Origin of the sequence: Flavobacterium collinsii (genome assembly GCF_902804485.1) — a bacterium.
Classification (GTDB): Bacteria; Bacteroidota; Bacteroidia; order Flavobacteriales; family Flavobacteriaceae; genus Flavobacterium; species Flavobacterium collinsii.
Window position 1 is genome coordinate 18,211 of record NZ_CADCST010000061.1, and the last position, 13,895, is coordinate 32,105.

Genomic DNA, 13,895 nt, shown 5'->3' on the forward strand with positions numbered 1-13,895 from the left:
TTATTAGTAAATTGATAGAAGTGCTTAAGAATACTATGCTTTTTAATGTGGAATCCCGTAAGGCTTTAAATTTTGGTTATATTATTTTCGCGCCAAATAACAAAAATAATCAAATCAAAATGAAAAAAATTTTATGCCTTTTTAGTGCTTTAGCTATGGTACTGGTTTCTTCTTGTTCTAGTGATGATGTTGCAGATGCATCCTCTTCATTAAAACCATCGAAAATAGCTTATTCGTACGCCGATCCAAAAGAGAATTATTTTTCGGAGGTGAAGTACAATGGTAACAAATTGGTAAGTGAAACAGATAATGATGGTACTATTCTTAAGTTTTCATATGTAGGTGATTTAATTTCAAAAATAGAAGAATTCAAATCAGATAACGTACTTGTAACGACTACTGAGTATATCTATTCTGCAGGAAAGGTGGCTTCTGTAACTGTGAAAGATGCAGGTGCAACTAAATATTACAAAACGAAATACACTCAAAATGGAGACGGTACTGTTTCTTTTGAAGGGTTTTATGTAAACGCCGCAACAGGAGCTGAAGAAGAAGGTGGAAAGGTTGGAAAGTATACTTTTAAAGACGGTAACTTAGTTAAATCCGAAAGTTCTTATTATGGCAAGGCAAATACTACCTACACTTACGAGTATGATTCAAAAAAGACCTCTAATGCTAATGTTGCAGGGATTAAACTTTTACTAGATGCGGAAGAAGGTACTTCTGTTAACAATGTTGTTAAAATAACAGGAACTTCAGCTACTTCATCTTATGTAAGTACTTTCTCTTATGTTTACAACGATAGTAATTTTCCAACAGAGAAAAAACATTTTGGAAACGATGGTAAGTTAACTGAGACAACTCAATTGACATACTAAAAGCAAAATTGCATTTTATATGAAAAGCCAAATACTCTTGTATTTGGCTTTTTTTATCGCCCGAAATGGGTAAAATTCGTGTTCAAATTAAACGCCATGTAATTCAGAACCCAGATTTCATTTTTTTTTAAATATGCGAGCAATAAGTAAATACAAGAAAATGGCTAAGTATTTATACTGTTTTTTGTTTTTTAATTACTTTTTTTTAAAGTGCTTTTTTTAGTGTATGTTGTTTGTTGTCAGTTGTTTATGTTTGTTTTGAGTTGAGTTCTGTGTTTTAGATGTGGAATCCCGTAAGGTTTTGATTTTTAGGAGTATTACGTTTGTAATGCTGAAAATATTTTAGGATTTGATAAAATTTCTTTTGTGGATGGAGAAGGAACCGGAGTTTTTCACAATGAAATTTCAGATAATTCAGGAAAGACTGTATGGACTACCTAATAGTTACGCGTATAATGCAGCCGGATATCCTGAAAAAGCATCGATAATGTTGAAGGATTAAAATATACATCTGAATGTTTCTATTAATAGAAAGTTTAAAATTTGGGGGCGAAAAGTCGGAGGCATTTTGTTTTCGGCTTTTTTGTTTGTGAAAAAAAACCGAAATTTACACAAAACAACTTCATGCAATTCAGAACCCAAATACCGATTTCTAAAACCAATAATCCAATAGATTATAATTCGAAAGTATTGGCAATAGGTTCTTGCTTTGCAGAGAATATGGCAGAGAAATTTGATTACTTCAAGTTTCAAAACGCTACAAATCCGTTTGGGATTATCTTTAATCCGGTTTCAATTGAGAAGATAATCGAGCGAATAGTAAAGCAGGAAGCGTACACCGAAAAAGATGTTTTTTTTCATAACGAACGTTGGCACAGTTATGAAGTACACTCTGATTTGAGCAATTCAGATCGACAGGAATTACTCGAGACTTTGAATAAAGCAATTTCAGAAACCAATAAAAAATTAAAAGAAGCTACACATACTATCATTACTTACGGAACTTCCTGGATTTACCGAAATTTAGAAAGTGATGAAATCGTGGCCAATTGCCATAAAGTACCTCAAAAACAATTTACAAAAGAACTGTTATCAGTTGATTTGATTTCGGAAAGCATTCAAAGCACAATTAATTTGATTCAGACTTTAAATCCGGATATCAATTTTATCTTTACTGTTTCTCCGGTACGACACATAAAAGATGGTTTTGCCGAAAATCAATTGAGTAAGTCGCATTTATTTGCCGGACTTCATCATAATCTGCAATCTAAAAGCAACAATCAACAATTAGGATATTTCCCGTCTTATGAAATTATGATGGACGAACTTAGGGATTATCGTTTTTATACCGAAGATATGCTGCACCCCAATGCTGTAGCAATTGATTATATCTGGCAGCGATTCAGCGAAAATTATATCGCCGAAAATAGTATTTCGACTCTGAAGGAAGTAGATGAAATTCAGAAGAGTCTGCGTCATCGAAGCTTCAATCCGGAGTCTGAACAACATCGGAAATTCTTAGCCAAACTACAGCAAAAAATAAAGGCAATAGAAGATAAATGGAGGCATATTAACTTTTAAATACCATACTTTGTGTGACGCTGCGTCATTGCGTGAGTATTTCTAAAATTTTCTTTTTTGTTTGCACTTTTGCGTTTTCATGACAATATAAAAGTAAGAAAATGATTATTTGCCCCTAAATTTTAGAATAATTGCTGGTAATTGTGTAAATTGTTAAAGTTTAAAATTTTCAAATTTGTAACTACAGTTTTGTCTGAATTAAACTTAATTTAAATGTGTTTTATTGACGTATGAATAAAAAATCCATTCATTTTCTAAAAAAAACACTTCGTGTACTGCTTTGGTGCATGGCTTCTGTAATTACGCTTTTATTGCTTCTTATTATCTTAATTCAGGTTCCGTCGGTACAGAATTTTGTAAAAGATAAGGCGATTACCTATCTGCATAAAAAGATAAAAACAAAAGTATCCCTTGAACACATTTCGATAGAATTTCCAAAAGATATTGTTTTGGAAGGTTTTTACTTTGAAGATCAAAAAAAGGATACACTGTTAAGCGGGAAACGTTTAGAGCTGGATGTTGATTTGTTTAAACTGATCAACAGCGAACTGGAAATTAATTCCGTTTCGCTGCAAAACACAACGGCCCGCATTTCGAGAGATAGAAAGGGCGTTTTTAATTTTGATTATATTATCAAAGCATTCGAATCTAAAGATCCAAAAGCGGAAGATCCAAATGCCAAACCTTTTAAAATTTCGGTTGTAAAAGTAAATCTTGACAATGTCAGGTTTGATTTTAAAGATGGTTTTTCGAAAAACAATATCCGCGTAAAACTCACACATTTTGATACCAAATTCAAAGAATTCGATCTGGATAAAATGAGTTTCAATATTCCGAATATTGATTTAAACGGATTAAAAGTGGTTTTGAATCAGGATGTGGTGGAGAAGATTGCAGAAGCATCGGTACAAACCGTTGATACCATTTCGAAAAGAACAGATTTCAATTTGAAATTAGGAATGATCAGATTCGCAAAAATTGATATTGCGTATGACAACAAAGACTCCAAATTAGATTCGGGAATCAAACTGGATGAGTTGAATTTATCGGTAAACAAAATTGATCTGAACCGCCAGTTATTGGATTTTGATGCTTTCGAACTAAAAAATCTAAAAGGGAATTTACGACTGGGCGCAAAAGACAAAAAAGTTCAGACACCTGATTTAGATACCACAGCTATTAAACAAGCGGGCTGGAAAGTAAAACTAAACCTTATCGATATACAAAATATAGCCTTCAAATTTGATGATATGCAATCAAAACCAATTGCTAAAGGAATCGATTACAGTCACATGGATTTGGATCAGCTTAATTTTAAAGCAGAAAAATTGTATTATGGGAATGATACGATTTCAGGAAATATAAAAACGCTGACGGCAAACGACAAAAGCGGTTTGCAGCTTCAGGCTTTTAAAACCAATTTCTTTTACGGTCCAAAGCATGCGTACCTGAACGATTTGTATTTAAAAACCCCGCAAACACTCTTTCAAAATAGTATTAAAGTTGCTTATCCTTCAATAGCTTCCATTTCTAAAGACTTGGGCAATCTTACTTTGGATGCCGTTTTAAACCAGTCTAAAATCGGATTTAAGGACATTTTGCTTTTTGCTCCAGATTTGCAAAAGACAAATCCGTTTAAAAGCAATCCAAATGCTGTTTTGTATCTCAACACCCGTTTGAGCGGAAAAATAAAAGATTTGGCTATTCCACAGTTCGAAATGAGCGGGATTGGAACTACAAAAGTCTCTATTTCTGGAAAGATAAAAGGCCTGCCTGATGCGCAAAAGGCGGATTATGATTTAGATATTAAAAAGTTTTCCAGTACCTCCAAAGACATTTATTCGTTTGTGCCAGCCGGGACGATTCCGAAAAACATTCAGTTGCCCGCTCAGTTAAATTTACAAGGAAAGTTCAAAGGTTCAGTTCAGAATTTTAAAACCAATCTGGTTTTGAGCAGCAGTTTCGGTAAGGCAAAAGTAGATGCTTTGTTCGATCAGCGGTTGAAGAAAAAAGAAAAATATGATGCGACCGTTTATTTACTGGATTTTGATTTGGGAAGATTGATTAAAAACGATTCAATAGGAAGAATTACGCTTAAGGCAAAAGTAAAAGGCAAAGGTTTGGACCCCAAAACGGCTCAGGCAGAATTTGACGGATTGGTTCAGAAAGCAATTTTTAATAAATATACCTATAAAGATTTGGCTTTAAAAGGGCATATTGCCAATGGTTCTTTTGCTGTAAATTCAGGAATGAAAGACCCGAATCTGAATTTTGATCTGACGGCCAGCGGAGATACTAAAGACAAATACCCTACCATTCAGTTAAAATTAAACCTGGATATTGCAGATCTCGAAAAATTAAACCTGCACGCCGGCCCAATGAAACTGCGCGGAAATGTCGACGCCGATATTGCCAATAGTAATCCTGATTTTTTAAACGGAAAAGTATTTCTTTCGAACATTCAGATTGCACAGGAGGCAGAACCTATCATTCTCGATTCAATTCGGGTAATTGCCTTTGCCGATCAAAATCGAAACAACATCAAAGTATCTTCTCAGTTTTTAAACGCCGAAATCGATGGTAAATACAAACTGACAACCTTAACAGCAGCACTGAAAAAAACAGCATCAAAATACATTGATTTAAAAAATCCAAAAGAAAAGGGAGAATCCGATGAGCAACGTTTGGCTTTTATAATAAAGGTGGATAACGATCCTATTTTACTGAAACTACTTCCAGAATTAAAAGGTTTAGAGCCGATTACTCTAACAGGAAAATACAACAATGTAACCGATTCTCTCGAAATCAATGGAAGTATTCCGAGAATTGTATATGCAGACAATACCATTGCCGATGGGAAAATTAATATTGAAGCCAAAGAGAATGCTTTAGAATACAAGGTTTCGTTTGGTACGATTGAAAGCGGATCTTTAAAAATTCCGTTTACAAGTTTGTCCGGAAAAATTGAAAACAATATTCTCGATTATGCATTGGAAGTAAAAGATGTCAAAGAAAAACAGCAATATTTTATTGCTGGAGATTTAAAGCATGACGGTTCAAAAAATAGCCTCAGGATTGATGCTCAGAATTTTATTTTGAACTATGATAAATGGAATGTAGATCCGGAAAATGTGGTGGAGTTTGGAGGTAAAAGATTGTATGTCAATAAATTTAATTTAGAAAATTCAGGTAACGAATTAAGGATTCAATCGCAGGGAGATCAGGATAATGCTCCGTTACAGGTTGATTTTGTGAATTTTAAAATAGAGACGATTATGAACATCGTCAAAAAAGATCAATTGTTAATGCAAGGGCTAATCAATGGAAATGCTCTGGTTGAAAATGTGATGACGAAACCTACTTTTACTTCGGATATCAAAATAGATCAATTTGCTTTTAAAGGAGAACCGGTTGGAAATATAGCGGTAAAAGTCGACAATAAAACAGCAAATTTACTGGCAGCCAACGTAACGCTTGACGGAGAAGGAAATGAGGTGAATCTGACCGGAAATTACAAAATAGACGATGGAAATCTGGACTTTGATTTAAATCTGAACAAACTGAACATCAAAAGCATTCAAGGCTTTAGTATGGGCAATCTAACCGAGGGAACGGGATATTTAACAGGGAATTTTAAAATTACAGGAAATGAAACTGCTCCAAAGGTAAATGGAGAACTTAACTTTAAAGAAACAGGGTTCAGAGTAACGAAGTTCAACTCCTATTTTAAAACAGTCGATGAAAAAATAACACTTCAAAACGATGTGATCACCTTTGATACCTTCACATTGCATGATGAAAATGACAATGAACTGATTGTAAACGGAACCATCAAATCGACAGATTACACTCGTTTTGACTTTGGTTTAACCGTTGTTGCAGATAATTTCAGAGCCATACATTCAAAAGAAAAAGACAATGATTTGTTTTATGGAGATCTGCTGTTAGATACCAAACTAAACATCAAAGGAACACTTGAAAATCCTGTAGTTGGTGGGAATATCAAAATAAACAAAGCGACTAAGTTTACTGTGGTAATGCCGCAATCAGATCCTTCCATAGCAGATCGCGAAGGAATAGTAGAGTTTGTAGACGAAGACAATCAGTATCTGAAACAAACTGCTGCCATGGAGCAAAAACTCAATCAATCAAGGTTAGTTGGTATGGATGTAAGCGTGGCTATTTCGATCGACAAGGAAGCAGAACTAACATTGGTTATCGATAAAGGAAACGGTGATTATCTGAACTTAAAAGGAGAAGCCGAACTTACCGGAGGAATCGATCCGTCAGGAAAAACAACTTTAACGGGTAAATACGAGTTTTCGGATGGGGCATATGAGATGAATTTCAACATGATCCGACGAAAATTTGATATTCAGAAAGGAAGTTATATCATTTGGAATGGTGAGCCTACTATGGCCAATCTTAATATTACGGCGATTTATAAAGTAAACACCGCACCAATAGACTTATTGGGCAATCAATTGCCAACGGATAACCCTACGGAGCGAAACACCTATAAGCAGAAAATTCCGTTTCAGACTTTGTTGAAAATGAACGGGGAGCTTTTAAAACCTGAAATCACTTTTGATATTGTACTTCCGGAGGGTAATAATGATGTTTCTGCAAATGTGGTATCACTTACCAAAGCAAAACTCCAGCAGTTAAGACAAGAACCGGCGGAATTGAACAAACAGGTCTTTGCTCTTTTACTATTGAACCGATTTATTGGCGAAAACCCATTTTCGAGCGAAAGCGGCGGAACCAGTGCAGAATCGCTCGCACGACAAAGTGTGAGTAAAATTTTGTCACAACAACTAAATGATCTTGCCGGGGAATTAATCACCGGAGTTCAGTTAGAATTTGATCTCGAGTCAACAGACGATTATACGTCGGGAAGCAGAGAAAACAGAACCGATCTGAACGTTGGGGTTTCTAAAAAGCTGTTAAACGATCGATTAAAAGTTACAGTAGGAAGCAGTTTTGCCGTTGAAGGTCAGGAACGTGCCAACGAGCAAAGTACCAATATTGCGGGAGATGTGGCGTTGGACTATCAATTAACAAAAGATGGTCGTTATATGGTTCGTGCGTATCGAAAAAATGAATATCAGGTTGCAGTTGAAGGACAGGTAGTAGAAACGGGGGTTGCCTTTATCATCACCATGAGTTATAATAAATTCCGCGAACTTTTTCATCGCAGTGCAGCCGAAAAAGAAATGATAAAAGAAGAGAAACTGCGCAAGGAAAAGAATAAACTCAAAGAGAAAGAGGAGAAGCAAAAAAAGGAAAATCAAATAGAAGGAAATGAGCAAAAAACATAGCAACAGGAGCATGAAATACATCAGCTGTTTTGCTGCGCTATCCTTATTTTTTGTTTTTGGATGCAGTAATACAAAGTATTTGCCGGAAGGCGATTTATTATACACAGGAGGTTCAGTAACCGTAAAAGATTCTGTTCTTAGAAAGAAAGAACGCAAAGAACTGGAAAACGAACTGAATGATTTGCTGCGCCCGAAACCGAACAAACAGTTTCTGGGATTGCGTCCTAAACTATGGTTTTACAATATGGCTGGAGAGCCTAAAAAGCAAAAGGGAATCCGATATTGGCTGCGCACTAAAGTAGGCGAACCTCCGGTACTTTTTAGTAAAGTCGACTTAGACTATAATGCTGCTGTTCTTCGGAATTTTACCGAAAACAGAGGCTATTTTAAAACTCGCGTAAGTGCCGATTCAACCGTTAGTGATAAAAGAGTTACAGCAGAATATACAGTAGTGCCCAAAAAGCAATACAGGATTAAAAGCGTAATTTTTCCTGATGATTCATTGGCAATGTCCAGAATAATCGGAAGATCAAGCCGAAGAAGTTTGCTGAAAGTGGGGCAGCCGTATGATTTGGATGTTATAAAAGCAGAGCGCGAACGTATAGACGCCAGACTGAAGGAGAAAGGCTATTATTATTTTAACCCCGACTATCTTTTGGCTCAGGTCGACAGTAGTAAAGGAGATCATGAAGTAAAAATTAGATTGGTCATTAAAGCAGATACGCCTCCAAAAGCGCTTACAGCTTATAAGATCAATAAAGTTGTAGTTTATCCGAATTTTACCATTTCAAAAGACAGTGTGAAATACCAGCCGAAAGATGTGGTTCAGTACAAAGATTTCACTATTATTGATACGGCAAACACTTTTAAACCAAGAGTTTTTGACCGCGCTATCTACTTCAAAAAAGGCGATCTTTACAACCGTAAAGACCACAATCTGACCCTAAATCGCTTTGTGAATCTAGGAACATTCAGTTTTGTTAAGAATGAATTTAAGCCTTCTGACAGTTTACCAAATGCACTGGATGCGTATTATTATCTAACACTTTTACCAAAGAAATTTATTCGGGTAGAAGTTTTGGGGAAAACAAATTCAGCCAGTTATACCGGAACAGAAGTAAATCTAAACTGGAACAATAGAAACTTATTTCGTGGAGCAGAATTGCTGACAGTTTCTATTTTTGGCGGTGCCGATTTTCAGCTTTCAGGAGCGAATAACGGGAGAAACATTTACAAACTTGGAACAGAAACCAGTTTGACCTGGCCAAGATTTATCGTTCCGTTTTTTCATATTGAAGGTTCCAGCGAATATGTGCCGCGAACAAAAGCAACAGTGCGCTATGAATATCAAAACCGAACACAATTGTATGCTTTAAATTCTTTTAAAACATCTTTTGGATATCAATGGAAAGAGAATATTCGGAAAGAACATCAACTGAATATAATTGATGTGACTTATGTGAGTCCCAATCATGTGACGGCTCAATATTTAGCAGATATTAAACAAGATCCATCTTTGGAAAAAGTAATTGAAAAGCAGCTGATTTTTGGACCAACTTATACCTATACCTACACCAATACCATGCAAAAGCGTAGAAAAAATACGTTTTATTTTAGTGGTGATCTAGATTTGGCCGGAAACGTTACAGGTTTGGTGACAGGTGCTAATATTAAGAAGAATGATACCATAAAGATATTTGACGTTCCGTTTAGTCAGTTCGTAAAAATGAGAGGTGATTTCAGGCATTATTTAAAGCTGGGGAAAGAAAGTGAATTGGCTAGCAGGATTATTTTGGGAATAGGACTTCCGTACGGAAATTCGCGAGCTTTGCCAACGGCTAAACAATTTGTGGTAGGAGGAACCAATAGCATTCGGGCTTTCAGAGCCAGATCCCTCGGACCGGGAAGTTATCTCAATACACAAACGACTAATAATTTTCTTCCGGATCAGTCAGGCGATTTGAAATTGGAATTTAGTACCGAATACAGGGCAAAACTTTTTAGTATTGTTCGAGGTGCCGTATTTGTAGATGCAGGAAATGTGTGGCTGCTCAATTCAGATCCAAACAAGAAGGGCGGAGAAATTACCAAAGATTTTATGAAAGATATTGCCGTAGGAGCTGGCGCCGGACTGCGTTTTGATTTGTCTTTTCTGGTTTTAAGAACCGATTTGGCATTTCCGTTAAGAAAACCCTATTTGCCACAAGGCCAGAGATGGGTAATCGACGATATTAATTTTGGAAGCGGTCCCTGGAGAAAAGATAATTTGATTTTAAACATTGCAATTGGATATCCTTTTTAATTTTTTTTACGAATATAATTTTCATTTCGCTAACGTTCGGTCGTGAAAAAAAACGTAGCAGAAAACGTTTAACCTCTTGAAAAAAAGAAGTAAATTGGTCTAATAAATTAATGGAATGCAAAATTTAATAAAGAGAATAATAGTTTTGGTTGCGGTCGTACTTGTAATAGTACTGGCTTTCAAGTATTGTGAATTCAAAAAAGACGACGATTCGACTATCGACTATAATACCAATCTGATTCAACAGCAAATCTTAAATGTTGGAAAGTTAGTCGTGACCGAAGGCCATTTCTCTGAAGTCATTACGTATAAAAATCAGCAGAAGTATTTAATGGACATGGTTTCTTTTGAGAAGAAAGCACTTGTAGTGGTAAATGCAAATGTTACCGTTGCTTACGATTTGCACAAAATGAAGTACGATATCGACGAGAAGAACAAAACGATTACGATTTTAAACATTCCAAAAGAAGAAATTACAATTAATCCGGATATACAGTTTTATGATGTAGAACAAAGCAAACTGAATCCATTTACGGGAGACGATTACAACAAAATCAATAAATCGGTAAAAGCGAATCTGGCTAAAAAAATAGAGGGCTCTACGTTGAAAACAAATGCTCAGAACCGATTAATCAGCGAGTTGTCTAAAATCCTAATCTTGACCAATTCAATGGGCTGGAAACTGCAATACAACGGTAAAACTATTGAATCTGAGAAAGAATTGAATCAGGATTTGAAGCTTTGATTGTTTGAGGTACTAAGAGGCTAAGATACTAAGGTGCTGATTTTTTTTCATTTCTCGTTCTTCGTAAGGACAAAAAATGAAAATTTGCGTGAGAAATAAAAACTTAGAACCTTAGTATCTCAGAACCTTAGCAACTTAGAATAACTTCTAAACTAAACCGCTTCCTTATCAAAAATCAAATCCAATCCACCGGCAATTAAATGTGCAACTTCAGGGCGTTTAATCTTCAGTTGATCTAAATGAACTAAAACCTCCTGTAAAAGTTGGTCTTCATTTGAATTCTTCAGAAGCTCAGTGATTTCAACAGCCAATAACCAATCATTAGGATGGCTTTCTTTTAGTTTGTGAAATACAGCTTTTAATTCAGTTGTAGCACCTTTGTTCTCTCTAATTAGACGAACAGTTTGATACAATACTTCTAAGTCGTCACGTTCGTCTGAATGTTTTGCTTTTATAGTAGTTGTTTTGGGTACGGTATTGATCAGGTCGAAACTATTTACATCAGCAGGACCGGAAAAAGCCGAAACGACTTTTTTACCAATCGCCATATCATAGTTCCCCCATTCAGGCTGAAACAAGATCGTTTCCCCATGCGTCACCGTACAATTTCTGAAACTAATCAGGATGATTTCACCATGTAGGTTTCTCGAGCCTGTAATGATTTCACCTTCAACAATAATATTGCCTTCAAATTCTAGTTTTACGGTTTCATTTTCTACAATAGAATAAGCCTGTAAATCTTTCGGACTCATGTCTTCAATCGCCAGATTAAAGCCTTTCAGTTTCCCAATCGGACTTCCGAATCCGTGTGGATGTGTTAGAGTTCCGTGACCAACCAATTCTTTTTCGCGGTACGATAAAGCAGTTTTTCCGGTAGTCTGGATGTATATTGGTTTTCCTTCGTCTTCCAGAACGTTGGTAAATACACCTGAAACTTGTAAGCCTGTACTGAGTTCAATCGTTCCTAAAGCATTGGAATGAATTAATTTTTGTATTCCTGATAAACCTCCGGTTCTTAAAGCCATTTTGTTTGCAAATTCTTCTAAAACCAAACTCAAATAAGAAAAATTAGGCGTTACATAAAGTTGAGGCTGTAATTGTGTGATGTCAAAATTTTGATTGGCAGCAGAGATATTATAAGGGATTTTCTTCACATTATCCGTCATACACCAGGCGCTTTCTCCTATAGAGGATAGTAACCCTGCACCATATATTTTTGGATTTTCAACTGTTCCGATCAAACCATATTCTACTGTCCACCAATGCAAGTTTCGAATTTGAGCCATTTCAGACAATTCCCCCATATTGTTTTGTAAATCGGCAACCGCTTTTTCGGCTTCGTCTATTTTTTCCTGCGGCGTATCCTCGGCTTCTTTTAAAATAGAAAGTAGTCGGATTGCTTCATACATTTGATAATCTTTATGAGAAGAGATAGCTTTACAGCCAATTTCTCCAAAGCGTCTTAAATATTCTGCATATTCCGGATTGGCAATAATAGGAGCATGACCTGCACCTTCATGAATAATATCCGGTGCTGGTGTATATTCGATATGTTCTAATTGACGAATGTCTGAAGCGATAACCAAAACGTTATACGCCTGAAATTCCATAAAAGCATTTGGCGGAATAAATCCGTCCACTGCAACAGCTGCCCACCCAATTTCAGTCAGAATTCGATTCATCCCGTACATGCTTGGAATGGAGTCAATTTCGATACCCGTTTTCTTCAAACCATCCAGATAAGAATGGTGCGCAACTCTTGAAAGATAATCTACATTTTTACGCATCACATAGCGCCAAACCGCTTGATTAATTGGCGTGTAATCACCATAATCCTGAGGTTTAATAAATTGCTTTAAATGTTTAGGCAATCGCTCTAATAAAGGGTTTGTTTCAATACTGGCATTCATTTCGAAAACGTTGTAGATTAGAATGTAAAATTACAAATTAAAGATGCTAAATTTTGCTATTCCTTATAATTTTTTTGTTCGAAGTGATTTTTTATTGCGTTTTTCGCGGATTTCTTTTACAACAGTAAAAAGGGATTAATGCTTAGCAATCGTTATTTTCATAATTTACCTTTTCCATTTTATCTTCATAGAATTCAATATCTTTTGCAGTCATGGGGACTTTCTTCAACTCTGTTTTGAGTTGCTTTTTGGCGTCCGGACTTATCCATAAACCGTTAAAAGTGGTGTCGTCTTTCTCTAAAATCATGACTCCGGTAAATCCTTGTTCTACAAATACAAACTCGCGCTTATTTTTTTTATTTTGAGTCGTATTTAATTGAATCCAATTGCCGGATTTGTCATAACGATACATTGAGGTATACATCAGATTGGCATTGCAAGGATGGTTTTCAGCTTTTATATAAAAAGTTACGGCAGTTTTTCCGTCGATAGTACCTTTATATAAAATAGATTTAACCGTCTGAGCTTGGGAACCATTAAAAATGAAAAAAGAAAGAAGAAAAGATAGTAATGTTTTTATCATATTTCAAATATTGTTGAGGTCAAATTTAGCCATTTAAAAATGTGCAATCCAAAATAATATAAAGAAATATCCGAGTTTTTCTTGAATTAATGATTGTCTACGTTTCTGAAATATTCAATCTTATGATTGAACATGTACGCCATATTGGCTGCGCGTATTTTTGCTTCCTCGGTTATGGTTCCTGAGAAAAGTCCGTCGATAGAACTGTTAAAAAGTAGTACCCAGCGGTCAAAATGAGTTTTATCTACCGGTAGTTGTTTGTGTGGAGGAAAGGGGCTTCCCGAGTAGGCACGAACATCAAACAAAATAGTTTGCCAAAAGCCGTACATTTTTTCTAAATGTTCAGGCCAGCGATCCTGCAGTTTATCATTAAAAATAGGACCAAGTAAATCGTCCTTTCTTACTTTATTATAAAAGGTGTCCACCATTAATTTTATGTCTTCTATGTTTGATATGTCTTTAAGAGTTGTCATGCTTTCTAACTATAAATGAATAGCAAAAATACGATTAACTTAGCTGTAATCACTGATATTTATCATTTTCAGGTTATTTGTCTGGTTCAATAGGAGAGGTTA

9 protein-coding genes are annotated in these 13,895 nt (G+C 35.7%); 6 read left to right on the forward strand and 3 right to left on the reverse strand.

Annotated elements, in window-relative coordinates; all coding sequences use genetic code 11:
• The first annotated feature begins 119 nt into the window (after positions 1–119).
• The 6 genes from FLA105534_RS03500 to FLA105534_RS03520 all read left to right on the forward strand — a co-directional run bounded on the left by FLA105534_RS03500 (position 120) and on the right by FLA105534_RS03520 (position 10,827).
• Complete coding sequence (locus FLA105534_RS03500; RefSeq protein ID WP_173964663.1) at positions 120–878, forward strand: hypothetical protein; 759 nt, start codon at positions 120–122, stop codon at positions 876–878.
• A gap of 370 nt (positions 879–1,248) precedes the next feature.
• Positions 1,249–1,380, forward strand: a complete 132-nt coding sequence (locus tag FLA105534_RS23905) for a hypothetical protein (protein WP_262888432.1) — start codon at positions 1,249–1,251, stop codon at positions 1,378–1,380.
• Positions 1,381–1,502: 122 nt separating this feature from the next.
• Complete coding sequence (locus FLA105534_RS03505) at positions 1,503–2,459, forward strand: GSCFA domain-containing protein (protein ID WP_173964664.1); 957 nt, start codon at positions 1,503–1,505, stop codon at positions 2,457–2,459.
• Positions 2,460–2,689: 230 nt separating this feature from the next.
• Positions 2,690–7,780, forward strand: a complete 5,091-nt coding sequence (locus tag FLA105534_RS03510) for a translocation/assembly module TamB domain-containing protein (RefSeq protein ID WP_173964665.1) — start codon at positions 2,690–2,692, stop codon at positions 7,778–7,780.
• Positions 7,764–10,082: a translocation and assembly module lipoprotein TamL gene (gene tamL / locus FLA105534_RS03515; protein WP_173964666.1), complete on the forward strand. Its 2,319-nt coding sequence runs from the start codon at positions 7,764–7,766 to the stop codon at positions 10,080–10,082. The genes FLA105534_RS03510 and tamL overlap by 17 nt, the downstream gene beginning before the upstream one ends.
• Positions 10,083–10,197: 115 nt before the next feature.
• The gene (locus FLA105534_RS03520; RefSeq protein WP_173964667.1) at positions 10,198–10,827 is read left to right on the forward strand and encodes a DUF4230 domain-containing protein; all 630 of its coding nucleotides are present in this window, start codon (positions 10,198–10,200) and stop codon (positions 10,825–10,827) included.
• Between the two features lie 152 nt (positions 10,828–10,979).
• Here the strand turns inward: FLA105534_RS03520 and FLA105534_RS03525 are convergent, their stop codons facing one another.
• The 3 genes from FLA105534_RS03525 to FLA105534_RS03535 form a co-directional block, all read right to left on the reverse strand.
• Complete coding sequence (locus tag FLA105534_RS03525; protein WP_173964668.1) at positions 10,980–12,737, reverse strand: aromatic amino acid hydroxylase; 1,758 nt, start codon at positions 12,735–12,737, stop codon at positions 10,980–10,982.
• A gap of 142 nt (positions 12,738–12,879) precedes the next feature.
• Positions 12,880–13,320: a hypothetical protein gene (locus FLA105534_RS03530; RefSeq protein ID WP_173964669.1), complete on the reverse strand. Its 441-nt coding sequence runs from the start codon at positions 13,318–13,320 to the stop codon at positions 12,880–12,882.
• An 86-nt stretch (positions 13,321–13,406) separates the two neighbouring features.
• Entirely contained in the window at positions 13,407–13,793 is a 387-nt protein-coding gene (locus FLA105534_RS03535) for a group III truncated hemoglobin (RefSeq protein ID WP_173964670.1), read from the reverse strand.
• Between the last annotated feature and the right edge of the window lie 102 nt (positions 13,794–13,895).